Raw genomic sequence first — 17,579 nt, 5'->3', positions numbered from 1 at the left:
TAAAAATTAAATTATATGAGGTCGGTGTAATGCTCTCTGAAATTTGTAGAATTAGAGATTTAATTAATATTGCAAGAATCTTGCTTTGGGTGGGCTTTATTATTTTATTTCTCTATAGTGTTTTTATAGTATTTGTAAGAGATAAGTCTCTTTTTTTTGGAAGTATTCTAAAAGAGCCATTTTCTAATTTTGAATCTATATGTATTCCAATATTTTGCATTTTTTTAATAATTGAAATAAAACCTTTTAGTTCTATTTGGAGGTTTATGGTAGCCTTAATCCCGCTCTTGTTCATTGTAGGATATACATTAGTAATCTGCTATGCTATATTTAAACTTAAGGCTTTTTAATAATAAAAGCCTTAAACTATATTTGCTCTTTTATTTAAAGTATTTTCCATACTTTGAGAAATTGCATCGTCTTGTTTTCCATCAATTCCCACTAAAGATAAAGCCCAACTTGGTCCCGAAATAATAAGTTTCCACATTATTATGGCAGACGCTATAAGTCCAAACATTTTTAAAAGTCCTATAATTGAACCAGCAATAAAGTTAGTATGAAAATTATACCAATTTGTTTCTATACCTGTAAATTGCTCCACTGAAGCAAAAATAAAAAATTCATTAATTAGAGTATGAACAAAAAGAGACAAATAAATAAAAATAATAATTAAAGTAGGTTTTAAAAATATTGCCATCCCGCTGATTAAAAATTCTACTATCTTATCCATCCTTTTTGTTGCCAAAGAAAAAGCTACCACAAAAGGTGAAACATAAAAATATTTAATTAAAGAAATTAAATAAGAAACAAAAGCTATCAAAGAAGCTGTTGTGCAAACCAAAAGAGGAATGTTCTCAAAAGTCCATTGAATTATTAATATCGCAGTAGCATATCCTGCGGTAGAGCTGACAGCCCCAATTATAAATCCTCCTATCCCGCCTAATATAGTTCCAACCACAGGAATGACAGTAGAGCCAGCTATAGCACCTATTACAGAAAGAATTTTTTTAAGATTATCCATAACAAAATCTTTAATCTGACTAGCACCAGGTAGCATCATCCACACCAAATTACCCGCAATCCAGCCCAAATTACTATCTGTAATATCATCATCTTCTTCAACCATTTGAACTTTTCCCTTATTAATAGCTTCTCTCATATTTTCTTTATTTTTCTTTGAGGCTTCTTTAATGTCAGTTTTTGAAATTCTATCATCATTAAACATAAGTGTTTCTGCTAAAAGAGAGCTAGAGGGTGTAAAAATAGAATTAATCCAGCCAAGTTGAAGCTCTCTTTTTGCAAAATAAGCATCTAATCCAGCAATTCTATTATTTAGTTCCGCTTCATTGTTAAATTTTTTAATGCCTTCTAATTTTTCGTTAATAACTTGAATTCTATTATTTGCCCTTAAAATTTCAACTTCCAAAGTAATACAAGCCTCCAGAGATATATCTTTTTTTGTTCCTGAAATATTATTTATATCAAAAGACATTTTCTCTTTAATTTCTTTTTTATCTTCTTCGCTTAAAGAAGATAAAAATCCTTCTCTCATAGAAGATAGTGCTTCAGTATATCTTTTAGAACAAGTATTTTTATAAATTTCATTTCCATTATTTACAATATACTCTTTTTCTTTCTTATCTAAAAGAAGTTGCGTAAGTCCAATCTCGCTTATCCCCCCAACACTCTTATAAATCTTATTCATATATGTTTTTCCACCTATGGCACTAGCCATATCTGCTATTTCAGTGGATTTCATCGCAAAATATCTTATAGTGTTTTGCATTATGGTTGAGTGAGCTAAACCATTTGCTTCAGGGATGGGCATAAAGAAAGTTCCTACCATTATGATAGGGATATAAAATTTATGCAAGTAGGGTTGTTTTCCTGCACTTTCACCTCGATTTTCTAAATATGCTTGAATTTTCTCAGCCCCTATCTTAGAAACAAAAAAGCCTCCTACTAAAATGAAAATGAGAATTTGTAAATGCTGATAAATTTTTTCATTAGCTAAAAATAAGTCTGAAAAATAAGCCATATTGTTTTTGTTGAAGCCATCCGCGGCGGTTGTTTCTTGTAGGCTAATACCTGATGTGCTAAAAGGTTTTTTTTCCGCTTGATATAATCCTCCTGTGATATATTCCGCAAAGTTTTTTGAATAATATTCTGCGTTATTAACTCTTTTAATATTAGATATACTAAAATTCTCAATTCCATCTTTTAGCGTTAATTCGCCCTGTTGATTTGTCTTTTCTCTATCTATAATTTGTGGATTTAAAGTTGCTAAAGCTACTAAAAATTTCGCAAAGGTGATTTTGCTATTATCGGGGTTGCGAGTTATAGAGCTTTGTGTTGATATATTTGGTTTTAAATTACCATATTTTGCAATCTCATCTTTTAATCCTGCTTTTACATTTTTTGAACATTCTAAATTTGTTCTACTTGCGTCAAATTTTAAATCCAACTCCAATTCTTCTTTTTTATATACTCTACAATATGTTGTTCCGTTTTTAAAATCAAATCCTATAATTTGAGTCGCATAACCACTTTTGACATCTCTACACTCCCAAGTGCATTTGCCATTACTTATAACATCATCGTTTAAACTAACAAAAATTTTTTTCTGCTCATCAATAGTTGTGCTTCCAGCAGGATTAGGACTTGTGTTTGCTCCAGTCCCATTAGCAAATACCATTGAATTTAAACACAACAATAAAATTAGTAGTTTTTTCATTTTATTTCTCACTTATTTTAGTTTTATTTACACTTTCATTATGACTTTTCTAACTATATTAACACCCTCAGCTATTGCTTTTTGTGTGTTTTTGTCTTTCATCACATTACTAGCTTTGGCACTTAGGCTTTGTATATCTTTAGCCTTAATGCTTAAATCTTGTTTTTGTAAAGTTTCCGTTATTTGTTTAGCTTCTTTGCCTTTTTCTTTAAGAGTTTCAGCAAATTTGTTAAGCTTTTCAAATTTATTATTTAAAAGCTCACTTGTAAATTCCATAAAATTATCATTATCCAAAAGCTTATTAGCCTTATCATAGTCTAAATTTTCCAAGCCCTTTGCCTTTAAAATATCTTTATCTAGTTTCATATATTCTCTAAGCTGGTCTTTGAGAATAACTTGGAACTTTTCTTTCGTTAGGGCTTCGTTTTCTTGCACTTCTCTTATTAAAATATTTTTTAAATTAGCCTCTTGGTCGTTTCTTAATAAGTCAGCCAAAAATGCAAATATTGTTTTATCCGCATAAGAATCATTTTCATTTATGTCAATTTTATTTTGATTAAGATTAAATCTGGCTCTTTCACATTTTTCCAAAAAGTTTTTATAAAACGATTTAATATTATTCATCTCTCACTCCTTATTGTCCTAGCTTTTTTATCATTTTATTCTTATAATTCATTGCTTTATATTCCTCTCCACTTAAAAATTTCTGTTTTAAATTTTCTTGCATTTCTTTAATGCTTTGCTCCACTTTTACGATTTCCTCACTTTCTTTTTTAACTTCATTTGTTTTACTTAGTAAAGTCCTATAAAGTTCCTCTTTAGTATCTTCGCTTAAATCCACACTCGTATCCGTGCCAATCGCCAACATATAATCATCTAGCATTTTTTGTTTTTGCTCTTGCGTAAGAGTGTCTTTTTGCTTTCGATATTTTTCTTCTATCTTAGAAAAGCTATCTTTAGTTCTAAATTTTTGTGAAAAATTTGCATAGATATTTTTGATTTTGTGGAAATGTTCTAATTCTTTTTGTGATTTAGTTGCAAGGTAGAGTTTTAGTAGAGCCTGCTCATATTCTTTAACAAGCTCTGCGTATTTTAAAAGCTTTTGCGAATTTTTAGCAAAGTCTTCATTAGTTTCTAGGCTGTTTCTTGCAAGAGTTTCGCAAGTTCTTTGATACGCTCTTTCTCTCTCTCTAGCTCTTGCTTCATTTGGTAGCCTATAATCCTTGCTTCTATCAAGGCTAGTTTGCGTTGGTCTTCGCTCATCTCTTCTTGCTTCATCTTCTCTAAATCCATCTCTTGATTTTGTTCCTTTAGTCTCATTATGCAAAGGCTCTGTAAGGCTTCTAGCATCAATGGACTCATCAAGTCCCACTGATATGGGCTTAGATTTAGAAGGTCGTTGTAAGTTCTCTCCACTGCTGTTCTTGTTTGTGGTCTTAATGTCGTTAAGTCTATCATCGTTTTCTCCTTTAAGGTAGTTTTGTAGTTTTAATTGTAAATCTTTTAATTTAATGTTTAAATCATCTTTGTCAATTTTAACACTTTTTAGCTCTTCGCTTGTGCAGTATTCTTGCTTATCTTTTCTTTCATATAAGATATGAAAGTCGTCAAAGCTCTTAATTATATCAATATTATTTTTCTTATCACAAAGAGCGAGTTTAATGCCAAAGTTTTCATCTGTTTTTACGCTTTGCTCTCGTGGATCAAAAAAGAAATCTCCGTGATTTAGGCTTAATTCTAAATCCTTATCTAAATCATAAAATATATGCGAACACGATAAAAATATACTTTTCACACAAGAAGAGACAGGGAAATTTGTATCAAATTCCTCTACCTTTTCTTTGATTTGAGAAAGAAGATTATCGTTTAGCTTTTCTTCTAACTTTTGTGGTTCATCTTGGATAAGATTAGCATTGTTTTTAAGTGCTAAATCATCAAATAAGCTTAATTGTTGCATCTTACCCTACCTTTTCAATTTTAGGCTTACCATTTTCCTCAGGGCAAAGAAAGCGACAGCCGTTTTTAAATTCAGAGCACCCATAAAAAAAGCTTCCCTTTTGATTTTTGCTTTCTCTTCTTACTAAAAAGCCTTTTTGACATTGAGGGCAGCTATACTCACTTGGTTTAATTTTTTGTTTAGGACTTAAATCAGGTTTGCCATTTACGCTTTTAGCTTTAAAATCACAGCCCTCTTTATAAGCAGAGCAAGAGAAAAATTTCCCAAATTTGCCATCAAGCTCTCTTAAATATCCCTCTTTGCATTTAGGACAAGAAATTTTATTATCATTAGTTTGATTAAATTGCATTTTACTTCCTTTGTTTTCATTAATGAGTTCTAGTATAAAACTATCTATTTCTTTTAAAAATTCTTCCTTGCTTAAAGCTCCATTTAATATTTCTTTTTGTTTTTCAAACCATAAAGCCGTCATATCAGGCTGAGTAAGTAAAGGCGGAAGAGCTTTGATTAAGTTAATACCTTTCTCAGTCGCTTTAATCTTTTGTGCTTTATCCTTACTTACTTCGATATATTCTCTATCAATTAAAGTCTTAATATGATTTGACCTTGTTGCAGGTGTGCCTATGCCTCCACTCTCACCCTTTTTATCCTTATCCTTTTCAATTAAAAGCTTTTTAATTCTTTCATCTTTGACATATTTAGAGACCTGATTTAAATCTTTCAGTAAGGTTGTCATTGTATATAAAGGCTTAGGCTTGGTTTGTTCTTTTTTAAGCTCAATACTTTTACAAAGAGCAAAATTTAAAGCAAGTAAGCTTTCATAGTCTTTATGCTCTTTTGTTTCATTATTAGCAAAAAACTCTTTAAAGCCTAGCTTGGTATCTACTCTTTTACTTGTTTCAAATACATAAGTCTCCAAGCTAAAAGTGAAAGTAAAGCTTTCATACTCGCAAGGATTATAAAACTGCATTAAAAAGCGTTTAGAAATGAGTGTATAAACCTTTAGCTCATCAGCACTAAGCTTATTTAAATCAAGCCTCGTTTGAAGTGGCACTATGGCATAATGAGCTGAGAGCTTACTATCATCAAAGGCTTTACTTTTAATACTAGTGTTTGCACTATTTTGCCCTATGTCTTCATTAAAATTTGCTTTTAAAGTTTCTATTAAAGCAGGGGCTTCTTCAAATAAATTCTCAGGCAAATACTGACAATCACTTCTATTATATGAAATTGCTTTATGTGTTTCTCTTAGATTTTGCGTAAGTTTTAGGGTCTTATCAGGACTAAAGCCGTAAAGCTTAGAAGTTTCAGCTTGTAATTCTAAAAGATTAAAAGGTAGAGGCGGATATTCTTTTTTACTTTCCTTAGTGATATGTGCTTTAAATTCTTTATTCTCACAAAGAGTTTTAATTGCTAAAGCTTTATCTTCTTCGGTGATTTTTTCATCTTTATTTAGCTTTAGTGGAGCATTAATAATAATATTATTTAAAGCGAAATTTCCACTTACTGCGTAATAATGTAAAGCCTTATGGCTTTTAAAATCAAGCTCTCTATGAACTATAAGACCAAGTATAGGCGTTTGCACTCTACCCACTGAGATAACGCCATTTCCTCCATTATTTTGATTTAAGAGGGTGTAAAGTCTTGTAAAATTAAGCCCGACTAAAAAATCAGCTTCATTTCTTGCAAAGCCACTTGCACTTAGATTTTTAAATTCATTGTTTGATTTTTTCTCTTTAATCGCTTTAGCAATGGCTTTGGGAGTAAGGTCATTAATGAGACAACGCATTACAGGCTTGGTGTTTTTAGAAAAATCAAGTATCTCATCAATTAAGATTTGTCCCTCTTCATCTGCATCCCCACAATGCACTATCTCTTTAACCCTTGCATCATTAATAAAATTCACAATCACGCTAAGTTGATTTTTTGCTTCAGCTTTTGCTATTCTTTTTAAAGGGCGAGGCAAATTTAAGGGTAAATCATTTAAGTTCCATTTCTCATAAGCTTTATTATAAAGTTCAGGCTTTTTAAGCTCTAAAATATGTCCAAAAGCGTGAGTGATAATGTTTTCACCTTTTATAATATGGCTTCTTTGTTTTTCTTTGATTTCTCCACTAAGTCCTTCAGCAATAGCACGAGCAAGTTCAGGTTTTTCAGCGATAAAGAGGGTCATTGTTTAAGCCTTTTGTTAATGTTTTTCGAGGTATTTGTCATTTCACTTTGTAAAATTTGGGAATTGTCTTTTAAATCCTCTTTATTAAATTCCACATCTTGCATAAGAATATCCTTAGCTCTTATCGTATGGTTTAAATCTTTTCTTGCATTGATAATTGCATCAATTAAAGTATTTGTTTTTGTTTCACATTCCTTGTTTTTGATTTCATCTTCTTGTGGTATAATTTCATTATGGACAGAGCCACGAAAATCGGGGTCATTAAAATAGGTAGCAGAGCTGACCCTGTCTGCTTGCCTCTGTCCCCTTTCTGTCTTTTCTATCTTTCTTTGACCTTTTTCAGTTTCAGAGTTTGTATCTTTTTTATTAACTCCATACTCTTTATTTTGTGTTATAATATTGTCAGCAGAGTTGTGAAAATTGAGGTCGTAAATCTGTCGGTGAGGCTGACCTCGCTCACCCCTCTCTGTTCTTGAATGTGCCGTTAGTAATCTATGTCCCTTTCCATAATCTCTTTCTCCATAGTTTAAAATACTTCCATCATTTGCCTTTACTCTCCAATTGTAACCTTGATATTCTGCATTAAATTCTGCTTTCACACCCTTAGCCACCTTAGGAAAAGAAAGCATTTCTTTAGTGGTAACCATACCTCTTAAGCTTGGATTATCAAGGTGTTTGGTGATTTCTTTTTGACGCAATTCTTCTAATTCTTTAAAATCTTGCTCCAAATCAGTAATTTTTTCTTGCAATTGTAATTTTTCTAAATCACTCATCTTCTTTTTATCCTACGATTTCTTTGCTCTTGATTGATTGTATTAGAATAATCTACTTCTTGTTCTAAATAGATATCTAGCTTTTCAAAAAAGGGCTTTATGTTTTGCTATGAGTTCATTTTTTAAAGGATTATCACTTTCTTTAACTTCCTCTATAAATTTCTCTTTTTCAAATTCTTCTAAGGAAAAATAAAGACCATTAGGTTCAGCCCTAAACTCCACTTCATTTAACACTAAATTAGCTCCATTAATTCTTTTTCATCTATCATTTTTTATCCTTTTTGTTTGATTTTTTTAAGCTCATCTTCTATATGCTTTCTTTGTTTGACAATTTCTATTCTTGTCATCTTCAGCTTTCATATCTTTTATGATTTTAATAAGGAAATTTGGGTCTTCATTCATATAATGTTCAAATAACGCCGACCCCCTCATATCTACCGAAAGTTCTCCTCTATCTGCTAAGGCATCTAAACGATGATTGATAGCTTTTATGATAAAACTTGAAGCTTGTTTTAAATCATTAGCTAAGGCATTGTTTATGATATAGTCAAGTCCTTGTTTTAATATTTGCTCATCAATTTCACAATGACAAGCAAATTTAATCTCGGCTTTTATGCCAATTAATGTTTCTTCATTCATTTAAATCTTCCTCGTTTTCTAAGTTTTGCTTCCATAATCTCATCATAACTTTTTATTTCGATGTTTTGTTTTGAGGGTTTAAGCTCTTCATCACTAAAAAGATTAGGCTCTTTAACTTCGTTTTTAAGATGGGGAAGATACTCAAAACTTATGGCTGAGAGAGGATATTTTGTTAGTATAAAATCAAGCTCTTTTTCGTTTTGAATTTTAAAGAGAGGTAAGGTTTTTTCTAGCTCTTTAATCTTGTCTTCAAAGGAAACAAAAAGCTTTTTATGAAGAGTGTGAAATTTAGCCTCTATTATTAAATCAATATCATTGTGAGAAAAAAGTTCTTTTTCAAACAAAGCCTTATTATATTTATAGAGTCCTTCATAAAAAGAATTAGGTGGATATTCTATATGCATTAAGGCTTTTTCTTTCGTTTTTTCATCTTCTTTAAGTGTATTAAAATTTAAAAAGTCTTTGAAATTAAATGCGTCATAGACATCAAGTAAAAACTTCTTTTCTGCTTCGCTAAAGTTTGCAAAAGCACCATCACTTCTATAATCATCATCAAACCACTCTTGCAATTCTCTTTCAAAATTTTCTCGATATTCTAAGTCGTAAAAAGGCATACAAAAATCAATTTCATTATTTTCATAAAGCCTTGTTCTAAATTCATCAAGCTCTTTGGTCAATTCTTGTGTTTTTTCAAACACAAAATCAGGAAGTGAGCCTAAAAACATATGTCTAATCATCATTTATCCTTCATCTTCTATTTGCCCTACCTACTCTTTGCAAGGTATTTACCTCTTGGGAGTAGTTGCAATCTTCTTCTAATATTCCATAACGAGCAGGGAGGTTATCAGTGCTTTTTTCTCTATCGAATTCATATTTTCCACTCTTTAAGATATGATTAAAAGCCCCTTCTAAATAATCCATACGATTTGCATAAGCAAAGATATATTCATCAAATTCTCCATATCTATTTTCGCTTTTTACCACTTTAAAGACAGCAACTTCATAATTTAAGCTTTCAAGCAATTCCTTAGCCTTATCAATGAAAGGCTCAGTGCAAGGATTATCAAAAATCATACTTTTATCATCATAAGGTTCTTGACTGCCATAAGGAATATGAATACTGCCAAAGACTTCATCTTGTAAAAGATTGTGCATTTCTTCTTTTTTATCTGCCAAATCAATATGATTTTTTGCTAAAGTTTTAGATAAATCCATAGTGTCATAGCTAAAGTGCTGTGTTAAGAAATAAAGTTCATCTAAATTATCAGGCACAAAAAGAGGAAGCTTTTCATTAAGCTCAACAACTTTAGCTTCGAATTTAGTGTAGATTTCATTGTGAAGTTTAAAAAAGAGTTCTTCTACTTTAGTATCAACTTCATTATATTTTAAATCTCTCATTCCTACCATATCAAAGAGATATTGATGATTTTCATATAAATCTTTATGAAAACCTTTTGGAATATGTGAAAGATAATTTAAAGCATTGTTATGCTCACCTGCACTTTTTTTATAATTATCAAAAGAGCAAAAATCCCCAAAAGAAGCATAAGAATAAATCTCTAGCATAAATTCTTTTTTAGCTTTATTAATTTTTCGTCTTTGTATATCACCAAATACTTCATCTAAATCGAAATCATAAGCTTCGCCATATTCAGTGTCAAAAAAGTCTTGAAGTTTAGCTTCATAGCGAGAGCGGTATTCATTAATAATTTCATCTTTATCAAAAGTATTATCATCTTTGTCAAAAGGGTCGCTTAGAAAGTTTTTCAAATAATTTGTTTCTTCACAGACAAATTCACTTAAATCAAATGGGTCAAATGTGTCATATGGATTTCGCATTGCTTATCCTTTCTTTTGTTATTTTTGAAAAGGATTATAGAGAAAAAGAGAAAGAGGAAAATAAAAGGGAGCTTAAGAATTTTGAATTATTGTAATGTAATTGTAACAAAACTATTTTATAATTAAAATATTATTATATTTTATAATTTTTTTAAAAAAATATTATTATTTTTTGTTTTAAAGATTATTTCATTTTTGACTACATCTATTTTTGCCAAAATTACCTTTTGATATTTTCCGCTAATTTTCTTATGTCTAATGGGTAAAAAAGTGTTAAATCTTTTAGAATAGTATTGATTTATCTTAATATTAAAAATAGAACAAAACTCGTCAATAGTAATCTCAATTTCAAGCATTAGTAAATTTCCTTTTTATTATATTTTCATATACCTCAAACAACATCCTAAAATCTCTCATCTTATCCTCCATACTAAGCATTTTAATACAAGTCTCCTCATTTATTTCATTATGCATCATTGCGGAAAAAACACTAAAGATATAATCTTTTCCATAAGCATAGATAGCCTTATAATAGCCCTCATTATCACTTACAAAGCTAGAAAGATTAAGCCTAAATGCCTCATCATAAAAAATAATATTTGTCATATCCTTGATAAAGTCCTTATGGTAAAATCTACTATCGTTTAAATTTTGAAGTTGAAAGCTTTGATTGATTAAAATTCCAAAAGTCGCATAAATGGCTAAATAGTTCTCATATTCATCTATGTTTTCATAAATGCTAGGATACTCTTTTGTCAGCCTTGAGTTAATATGCACATAGTTTGCTCTTTCTCCACTAAAAAAGCTAAGTAGATATTCTTCATTACTTTCATAAAAGGCGTAATTAATCTCATTTATAATCTCTTTTTTGTGTTTTTTAAGAAATCTCACTATGGCAAGTTGCCTGTCTAAAAAAGTAAAGTGCTTTAGATTATGCTCTTTATCTTTTACCATTTCATAAAATTCAAAGCATTGCTTAATTGTTAAACTCATCTTTTATCCTTTTTTTTAGATTAAATCTTTTTTTATTATTTCTTTCATCATCGTTTTTTAATAGAGCTTTTAGAATTTTTATGTCTTAAATAGTTATTAATTTCTCGCATTAAATCTTCTGCCTCATCGTTATCTAAAGTTCAAACAATATTTCTCAACAAATTCTCTCTCTCATCCTGTTGCAATTTCAAATACATATTTAAAATGTCTTCGCTGTCAAACCCTGTTAAATCTCTAGCATTTATTTCAATATTTGCAAACATTTCACTCCCCTAACAAATCCGCATTTTCGTGTATATTACCAATGACACTCATATTTTTATTTGAAACAAGCATTTTTAACAATTCGATACCAGCAGATTCTTTTTCCCTATAAAGGTTATTACTACAATCTTTATCATAGATGATTATTTCAACCAATTTATAAGTATCATTTCTTGTAATATAATAAATTTCATCAAGAGGTTCTTTTTTCAAAATATCATTTTCATAGATTTTATTTCCGTTTTTATCAAAATAACCAGTCCATAGCTCAATTTCGCAAACATCTTCATCTAATCCATTTGCATAGCCTTTAAAATCATTTTGTTTAGTAAATTTATTCCCAGTCCAAATTCTAAAATCAAAATCTTTTATTTTCATTGTTGTTCCTTTCAAATTTCTATAAAAAGTTCTTTTTGAGCCGACATTTTCTCTATACCCTTTCTTGCTGATTTACCTAAGGGGATAATGAGTTCTACACACTCTAAGATATGCTCTTTTCTAAAGTTTTCTTCTGCCTTATTGACAAAGTCTAATCTTTTACAAAAGTTTTCTATTTCAGCAGGGGTATAAGGGAAGCGGTCGCTTATAGGATTATCCCTTTGATAAAGGTGTTCTATTTCTGCAAAGATTTCATCTAAGCTCATTAGCTCTAATACAAAGTCTAGTTTGTATTTTTTAAAATAGATTTCAAACATTTCAGTTGCATATTCGTGAGTAGGTAAAGATATAAAGAAAAGCTCATCCCACCTACCTCTTCTTAAAAACTCAGGATTATTCTCTAAGATAGAACCTAAATCATTAGCTGTTGCAAAAAAGATAGCATTAAAATTATATTCACAAGCGGGAGTGTTTATATCATTAAGGATAGTTAAAAGACGACCAAGCATTTGCTTTTCTTTAGGCGAGGCATTACCTATCATCTTTTCTATCTCATCAATTAAGATGACAAATTTTTCATCAGGGAAATCTATCTTTCTTTGGTGTAAATACTCAAAGATGTGGTTAAGCTTAGTGATAGGCTCATCGCTTTCCATTATTTGAGAAAGATTTAAGGCAATGAGTTTTCTATTTAGCTCTCCTGCAAAGCACTTAGGGAAAAAAGTCTTACCAGTTCCTGGGATTCCTACTAAAAATATGCCTTTAGCCTTATATCCTTTTTCTTCTGCTTTTATAAGTTGTGCGGTATAAGTTTTTAAAGGCTTTGCTCCGCCTATGTCTTTAAGGGTGAAAGGCGAATTTATCACGCTTAATCCTAATTCATATTCTAAAGCCATCTCTTCTGTAATGCCTTGTGCTTTTTGAGTAGAGCTTAAAAGATTGTATAGATTTGGAAGTTTTTTAATGATAAAAAAGCTTTCATACTCTTTTAAGGGAGGCATACTTGCGATGATAATAAGAGCCTTTTCTTCATCTAAGTTACAAAGCTTATGCTTGATTTCATCTTGGCCTGGAAAGAGAAGCAAGATATAGTTTTTAGAGTTTGAAGCATTGTTTAAATGGGTGCTTGGCATTGAATATTCTTTTAAAGTCTCATTGATTTTTTCCTCTAAAAGCTTTTTGTGTGAAAGATAATAAGGCTCTTTAATGATGAAATATAAGTTAAATAAATTATCATTTATCATTGTGATAGTCCTTTTTGTGTATTTAACGAAGTATTGGTGGTGTTTTCATCTCTTTGCCTTTTATACTCTTGATATTCTTTTTCATATTCTTCGTTTTCCTTATTTCGTTGCTCTCGTCTTTGTTCTCTTTCATAGCGTTCTTGAAATGCTTCGTATTTATTTTTTTCTATTTCCTCTGCACTTAGGGGCTGTAAAGGAATGATTACAAAAAAATAATAAGTTAAAGTTATGATTAAAGCACCGATGATATGAAGTGTCGCAATACCTGTTATTTTTCTCTTTTTTATACTTAGTATTATGGCAATAAGTATAAAATAAAACATTCCTGCCCCATAAATAAAACTAGCAAGATATGTTGCAAATAATTTAACTTCCATACTATTCCTTTCCTAGTAGTTTCTCTTCATAATGATTCAGTAATAATTCTTCTAAATGATAAAACTCTTTATTACTTGTAAATCGCTCATTTTTACCTTTTGCGTCAAGGATTTTATCTTTAAGCTCATAGGTCATTAAAAGAGTTTCAAGCTTTTCTAAAACCTTGTCTTTGTTTTCATCTTTTAGTAGAGCTTTGATTTTAAAATAATCTTTATTGATATTGATTTCATCGCCATAAAAATTATAATCCGCACCTAGTAAAAGCTCAGTGAATAAAAAGCCTACTTTCTTTTCATCTTCTTCATCTTCACACGCAAAGACAATATTAGATTTATGATTAAGCTTTACAAGTGCATCTAAAATGAGCATATCCTTTTTAGGCAATTTAATTACATAATCGATTAAGTTTTTATCATTCATTGTTGTTCCTTTTGAATTTCGTTTTTAAAAGCTATGGGGTTTTGTTTGTTATGCTCTTGGGAAATTTCGTTTTTTGAGGAATTGTTTTTAAAATGATTTAGTTCTTTGCAATTAAAAAGCTTAGAACAATTAGCTTTTTCTTCTTGGGCATTAGAGTTTTCTTGTTTAAATGAGAAGTTAGAATTTTTTATTTGATTGTGTTTATGCTTTAATTTAAAGGATTTGTTTTCATTTTTAAAATCAGTTTGGCAAGAATTATTTTTTGTATTAAGATAATCTACTTTGCGTTGGCAATGTTTGCAAAGTTTTAAGTGGGGGTTATTCCCCCCCCCCCCCCCCCCGCACTGAAGTACGGAGCTGATGAGGAAAATATTTTTAATATATTGACAACTTTAAGTTTTTCTTGCATAAGGTTTATTGTTATTGAGGTTTTACTGTAAAAAATCTTTTTTGTTTTCATTCAGATTCGCTTTTCTTTAAAGATAATTCTTCTAGTTTTAATTTAATCTCAAGCTCTTTAATACTAAGTTCCTTTTCTCTATTTTTTGCCTCAAGCTCTTTAATACTAAGTTCCTTTTCTCTATTTTTTGCCTCAAGCTCTTTAATACTAAGTTCCTTTTCTCTATCATTAGAAGAAATTAAAGATTCATCACTTATGTCAACTTCTATATCTTCTATGTTGGCTTCAATAGTTTCATCCTTTGTGCCTTTTGTATCTATAAATACATTGTGCTGTTCTACACCCTTTTCATCAGTATATTGTTCTCTTTTTATGATTTGGATATTTTCTTTATCGGGAATTCCTTCATAGGCTGTTACTGTTTTTATTTCTTTTTCGGCAGTATAATTGATAAAATCATAGTCTATTGTAAATTGTTGTCTTTGTTTTTCTATCGTATTCCACTCGCCCTGTCCAAACAGGTAAGGATTGAGAAAAAAAAGATAGCCTCCCGTTCTTTTTTCTCTTTTTAAAATTTTCTTTTGCACTAACTCGGCTATGCAATTTGCAATAACTTGCCTAGTAGAACCAATTTGTTCTGCCAACTCTGCCCTAAATACGCTATCTAAAACAGCTTCATTTGTTCCAAAAGTAACTTTTTTGGTTAGTATGCGTGCTAAAACTTCTTGACTTCTTTTGGACAAATTAACGATTGCTGCAAAATTTTCAACATACAAAAGCATAAATCTCTCACGCTTTTTTGTGCGAAGCAGAACGCTTTCTTCTTTTTCAATAACCTCACCTGTTTGCATATTAATACTAGAAGTTTTTCGTGTTAAAACCCGAGAATTCCCTATATCCAAAAGAAACCTTTCTATTTAACTTTTAATTATGCTTAATTATAATCTATTTAAATTATAATTAACTTAAATTATAGCAATTCATTTTAAAAATTCACACTTTTCACTCATTCGGATTTGTGCTAAACACTTCCATTTCTTTAGGTGTGATTTCAAATTTCATATGAAAGACACCTTTGCTATACCATACGCACATTTCAAATTGTTCTGTGTTTATAAGACCTATTTCTACATTTTTAGGAATATCTAGTGCCTGTTTGGTTTCTTCTATGGTTTCTAGCTTTTTCTCAGGCGAAAGTAGCATAATTCTTGTATCTAGGTTTTTTAGAGTTGCTTTTGGTATGTCTTCAGCATTTTGAGTGATAAAGCAAAGATGCACATTATATTTTCTAGCTTCTCTTGCTAATTTATCATACATAATTGTAAAATAAGGCACTCTAAAGAAATTCTTTGCTTCTTCTATGGCATAAAATAACTTAGGTCTAACTTTGTTTTCTCTTTTAAGTTTAAGAGCATATTCTCTATCTTTATAATAGGTCTTTTGAAAGATGGATAAAAAGATAGGCACGAAAAGTGAGCTTTCTTTAAAATTATTTAAATCCATAGAGATAAAATCTCTATCCTTTATATCTATCTTATCAAAGTTTGAAAAAAGCTCTAATTTTTCTACTCCGTCTAGTTTTCTAGCTAAAGAAGCGTAGTCTTTTCTATCTTCTTCTTTGATTTGCATATTTTGAGATTCTTTACTTGCCATTTTAACAAGGTCGATGAGTAGGGGAGTTTTTAAGAAATCAAATTCCTCTTCTTTTAAATCCTGCAAAAATGTGCTTTCATTATAGTCTAACAAAAGCTTTTCATAAAGTTCTTTATGTGTATTTTTTAAATCCCTTACCCTGTATCTTTGATATTCTTTACTTTGATAAAGCTTTTTAGTAAGACTTTTAAAAAAGGCTTGTTCGTTTAAATTTAATGCTTCACTATTTTGTGTTTCTAAGATTATAGAAACTAAGTCCATATTAAAGACTAAATCTTCTTCAAAGGTTTGAGGATTAGTTCTATCAAGATTTAAGATATTATAGGAAAAGCTATAAAAATCACTTTCTATATGAGCTATGCTATTGTTTGGATTATTTTTAATAAGCTTTACGAAGTTTTCATCACTAAAGCCTATATCATAGCTTCTTATTCTAAATTGACCTGCTTTTTTACCAAGATTAGAGCATTCGCCATTTTCAAAGTTAAGTCCTATGAGTTGAGCCATAATCTTTTGTTTGCTTACCGACTTACCTGAACCAGATTTAGCAATAATGCAAGAGTGGGGATTAAAGTTTTCATTTGCAAAGCTATAATTAATAAAGCTTCCATTTTTATCCACTCCATAAATATCAGGCTCTTTTGTTGTTTTTTTATGGGTTGTTGCGATGAAATTATGCAAATAATCACTTTTTACTAAGAAATTAAACTCACTATCTTTAAATTTGAGTGGATTTTTTTGCAAGTGTTGGCTCTTAAAAAGTTCTTTGGCGATAAAGCTTGTCTTTAAAGCACTCCCTAAGCTTCCTACGATTTGCTCATCATAATCTTTTAAAAAAGCCGTAATATTAATGAGGGCTAGGTCAAATTCCTTATTTTTATAAGAGTTTTGTAAATCGACAAAAGGCTTTTTATCGCCTACGATTTTAGAATAATTAATGAGCCTTGAAATATGGTTATTAATATGTCTAGTAGAAAGGTCTATGCTTATCCAAATCGAGCCTGTAAAATTGAGTTTAAAAATTCCTGCAATGTTAGCTTCTTTAATGTCTAAGTGTTTAAAGCCTTGAAAGATGCTTATATCTTTATAATTTTTTCTAATTGCCTGTCTAGCAAGTCTTTTAAAACTCATAAAGCAAGGCTCGTCTGTCTTTGTATCTTGCTCTATCTTTAAAGAGGGTTTGATTTGTTTATCTTCTACATAAAAACTATTTTGCAAGTAAAGATTATAAAGCACATTAACAAGCTCCACTCCACTAAGAAGTGAAACTCCATAATTATCCGCTAAGGTTTTAATGATGATAGGATTATGAGAAAAAAGGTATTGCTTTTGAAATTTAGCTTGCTTTAAAAGCACATAGTAAAAAAAGCTATCCTCACTATCTTTATTATCCCTTATGATTTCGCTTAGTTTTTCGCTTCTTAGATAATTTGTAAGATTAGAATTACTACTTAGCTCAATGCCATATAATCTTTCATAAGGTGTATTGCAAATGATACAATCTTCTTCAATACTATCAATTAAAAAGAGTGAGTTGGAGTGATACTCATTAAAAAGCGTATATAAGGGTGTGGCGAGTTTATCAAAGAAACAAGAGCCTATATTCATAGTGGGGTCTTTTTTCTTAAAACCCATATAAGTTCCAGCTAAGGCTAATCCTCCTAAGGTCATTAATGCTAGGTTCATTTTTATTAAATCCTTTCTTTATAAAAATTAAGTATTAAATTAAAACTT

General features: G+C 30.2%; 18 protein-coding genes. All 18 read right to left on the bottom strand.

Translation table 11 applies throughout. The features are described 5' to 3' along the window. Positions 1-361 precede the first annotated feature (361 nt). The 18 genes from CHELV3228_RS09585 to CHELV3228_RS09505 all read right to left on the bottom strand — a co-directional run bounded on the left by CHELV3228_RS09585 (position 362) and on the right by CHELV3228_RS09505 (position 17,531). Positions 362-2,734, bottom strand: a complete 2,373-nt coding sequence (locus CHELV3228_RS09585) for a hypothetical protein (RefSeq protein ID WP_131937958.1) — start codon at positions 2,732-2,734, stop codon at positions 362-364. Between the two features lie 27 nt (positions 2,735-2,761). Further along, a complete protein-coding gene (locus CHELV3228_RS09580; RefSeq protein ID WP_082200847.1) occupies positions 2,762-3,358 on the bottom strand; it encodes a hypothetical protein in 597 nt (198 codons plus the stop codon). Positions 3,359-3,368: 10 nt separating this feature from the next. After that, positions 3,369-4,691 (bottom strand): hypothetical protein, encoded by a 1,323-nt coding sequence (locus CHELV3228_RS09575; protein WP_082200846.1) that lies wholly within the window; start codon positions 4,689-4,691, stop codon positions 3,369-3,371. 1 nt (position 4,692) lies between these two features. Beyond that, entirely contained in the window at positions 4,693-6,864 is a 2,172-nt protein-coding gene (locus CHELV3228_RS09570; RefSeq protein WP_082200845.1) for a DNA topoisomerase, read from the bottom strand. Further along, the gene (locus CHELV3228_RS09565) at positions 6,861-7,637 is read right to left on the bottom strand and encodes a hypothetical protein (protein WP_082200844.1); all 777 of its coding nucleotides are present in this window, start codon (positions 7,635-7,637) and stop codon (positions 6,861-6,863) included. The genes CHELV3228_RS09570 and CHELV3228_RS09565 overlap by 4 nt, the downstream gene beginning before the upstream one ends. An 84-nt stretch (positions 7,638-7,721) precedes the next feature. Further along, positions 7,722-7,871 (bottom strand): hypothetical protein, encoded by a 150-nt coding sequence (locus CHELV3228_RS10160; RefSeq protein WP_156890201.1) that lies wholly within the window; start codon positions 7,869-7,871, stop codon positions 7,722-7,724. Between the two features lie 66 nt (positions 7,872-7,937). Then, positions 7,938-8,276, bottom strand: coding sequence for a hypothetical protein (locus tag CHELV3228_RS09560; protein ID WP_082200843.1), 339 nt, complete (start codon positions 8,274-8,276; stop codon positions 7,938-7,940). Then, a complete protein-coding gene (locus CHELV3228_RS09555; RefSeq protein ID WP_082200842.1) occupies positions 8,273-9,013 on the bottom strand; it encodes a hypothetical protein in 741 nt (246 codons plus the stop codon). The genes CHELV3228_RS09560 and CHELV3228_RS09555 overlap by 4 nt, the downstream gene beginning before the upstream one ends. Positions 9,014-9,023: 10 nt before the next feature. Beyond that, the gene (locus tag CHELV3228_RS09550; protein ID WP_082200841.1) at positions 9,024-10,115 is read right to left on the bottom strand and encodes a hypothetical protein; all 1,092 of its coding nucleotides are present in this window, start codon (positions 10,113-10,115) and stop codon (positions 9,024-9,026) included. Positions 10,116-10,255: 140 nt separating this feature from the next. Continuing rightward, positions 10,256-10,471, bottom strand: coding sequence for a hypothetical protein (locus tag CHELV3228_RS09545; RefSeq protein ID WP_082200840.1), 216 nt, complete (start codon positions 10,469-10,471; stop codon positions 10,256-10,258). Beyond that, positions 10,464-11,108 carry a hypothetical protein gene (locus CHELV3228_RS09540; protein ID WP_082200839.1) on the bottom strand — a complete coding sequence of 215 codons (645 nt, stop codon included), beginning with the start codon at positions 11,106-11,108 and terminating at the stop codon, positions 10,464-10,466. The genes CHELV3228_RS09545 and CHELV3228_RS09540 overlap by 8 nt, the downstream gene beginning before the upstream one ends. 140 nt (positions 11,109-11,248) lie before the next feature. Further along, complete coding sequence (locus CHELV3228_RS10715) at positions 11,249-11,371, bottom strand: hypothetical protein (protein WP_256594218.1); 123 nt, start codon at positions 11,369-11,371, stop codon at positions 11,249-11,251. Between the two features lies 1 nt (position 11,372). Then, positions 11,373-11,750, bottom strand: a complete 378-nt coding sequence (locus CHELV3228_RS09530) for a YopX family protein (RefSeq protein ID WP_082200838.1) — start codon at positions 11,748-11,750, stop codon at positions 11,373-11,375. An 11-nt stretch (positions 11,751-11,761) separates the two neighbouring features. Continuing rightward, positions 11,762-12,994, bottom strand: a complete 1,233-nt coding sequence (locus CHELV3228_RS09525; RefSeq protein ID WP_082200837.1) for an AAA family ATPase — start codon at positions 12,992-12,994, stop codon at positions 11,762-11,764. Continuing rightward, positions 12,991-13,371, bottom strand: coding sequence for a hypothetical protein (locus CHELV3228_RS09520; RefSeq protein WP_082200836.1), 381 nt, complete (start codon positions 13,369-13,371; stop codon positions 12,991-12,993). Before CHELV3228_RS09520 ends, CHELV3228_RS09525 begins: the two co-directional genes overlap by 4 nt. A 1-nt stretch (position 13,372) precedes the next feature. After that, positions 13,373-13,792 carry a hypothetical protein gene (locus CHELV3228_RS09515; RefSeq protein WP_082200835.1) on the bottom strand — a complete coding sequence of 140 codons (420 nt, stop codon included), beginning with the start codon at positions 13,790-13,792 and terminating at the stop codon, positions 13,373-13,375. 456 nt (positions 13,793-14,248) lie between these two features. After that, positions 14,249-15,043 carry a hypothetical protein gene (locus CHELV3228_RS09510; RefSeq protein ID WP_141081307.1) on the bottom strand — a complete coding sequence of 265 codons (795 nt, stop codon included), beginning with the start codon at positions 15,041-15,043 and terminating at the stop codon, positions 14,249-14,251. Positions 15,044-15,194: 151 nt separating this feature from the next. Next, positions 15,195-17,531 carry an ATP-binding protein gene (locus tag CHELV3228_RS09505; protein WP_084112183.1) on the bottom strand — a complete coding sequence of 779 codons (2,337 nt, stop codon included), beginning with the start codon at positions 17,529-17,531 and terminating at the stop codon, positions 15,195-15,197. Positions 17,532-17,579 lie beyond the last annotated feature (48 nt).

Source organism: Campylobacter helveticus (assembly GCF_002080395.1).
Lineage (GTDB): Bacteria > Campylobacterota > Campylobacteria > Campylobacterales > Campylobacteraceae > Campylobacter_D > Campylobacter_D helveticus.
Note: the sequence above shows the minus strand (reverse complement) of the source record. Positions and strands in the feature narration are given on the sequence as shown.

Excerpts from the sequence above, each read along its gene's own strand:
- CHELV3228_RS09585 (WP_131937958.1), bottom strand. The coding sequence starts at position 2,734 with ATGAAAAAACTACTAATTTTATTGTTGTGTTTAAATTCAATGGTATTT.
- CHELV3228_RS09540 (WP_082200839.1), bottom strand. The coding sequence starts at position 11,108 with ATGAGTTTAACAATTAAGCAATGCTTTGAATTTTATGAAATGGTAAAA.
- CHELV3228_RS09570 (WP_082200845.1), bottom strand. The coding sequence starts at position 6,864 with ATGACCCTCTTTATCGCTGAAAAACCTGAACTTGCTCGTGCTATTGCT.
- CHELV3228_RS09565 (WP_082200844.1), bottom strand. The coding sequence starts at position 7,637 with ATGAGTGATTTAGAAAAATTACAATTGCAAGAAAAAATTACTGATTTG.
- CHELV3228_RS09515 (WP_082200835.1), bottom strand. The coding sequence starts at position 13,792 with ATGAATGATAAAAACTTAATCGATTATGTAATTAAATTGCCTAAAAAG.
- CHELV3228_RS09510 (WP_141081307.1), bottom strand. The coding sequence starts at position 15,043 with ATGCAAACAGGTGAGGTTATTGAAAAAGAAGAAAGCGTTCTGCTTCGC.
- CHELV3228_RS09550 (WP_082200841.1), bottom strand. The coding sequence starts at position 10,115 with ATGCGAAATCCATATGACACATTTGACCCATTTGATTTAAGTGAATTT.
- CHELV3228_RS09575 (WP_082200846.1), bottom strand. The coding sequence starts at position 4,691 with ATGCAACAATTAAGCTTATTTGATGATTTAGCACTTAAAAACAATGCT.
- CHELV3228_RS09555 (WP_082200842.1), bottom strand. The coding sequence starts at position 9,013 with ATGATTAGACATATGTTTTTAGGCTCACTTCCTGATTTTGTGTTTGAA.
- CHELV3228_RS09580 (WP_082200847.1), bottom strand. The coding sequence starts at position 3,358 with ATGAATAATATTAAATCGTTTTATAAAAACTTTTTGGAAAAATGTGAA.
- CHELV3228_RS09525 (WP_082200837.1), bottom strand. The coding sequence starts at position 12,994 with ATGATAAATGATAATTTATTTAACTTATATTTCATCATTAAAGAGCCT.
- CHELV3228_RS10715 (WP_256594218.1), bottom strand. The coding sequence starts at position 11,371 with ATGTTTGCAAATATTGAAATAAATGCTAGAGATTTAACAGGGTTTGAC.
- CHELV3228_RS09545 (WP_082200840.1), bottom strand. The coding sequence starts at position 10,471 with ATGCTTGAAATTGAGATTACTATTGACGAGTTTTGTTCTATTTTTAAT.
- CHELV3228_RS09530 (WP_082200838.1), bottom strand. The coding sequence starts at position 11,750 with ATGAAAATAAAAGATTTTGATTTTAGAATTTGGACTGGGAATAAATTT.
- CHELV3228_RS09560 (WP_082200843.1), bottom strand. The coding sequence starts at position 8,276 with ATGAATGAAGAAACATTAATTGGCATAAAAGCCGAGATTAAATTTGCT.
- CHELV3228_RS09520 (WP_082200836.1), bottom strand. The coding sequence starts at position 13,371 with ATGGAAGTTAAATTATTTGCAACATATCTTGCTAGTTTTATTTATGGG.
- CHELV3228_RS09505 (WP_084112183.1), bottom strand. The coding sequence starts at position 17,531 with ATGAACCTAGCATTAATGACCTTAGGAGGATTAGCCTTAGCTGGAACT.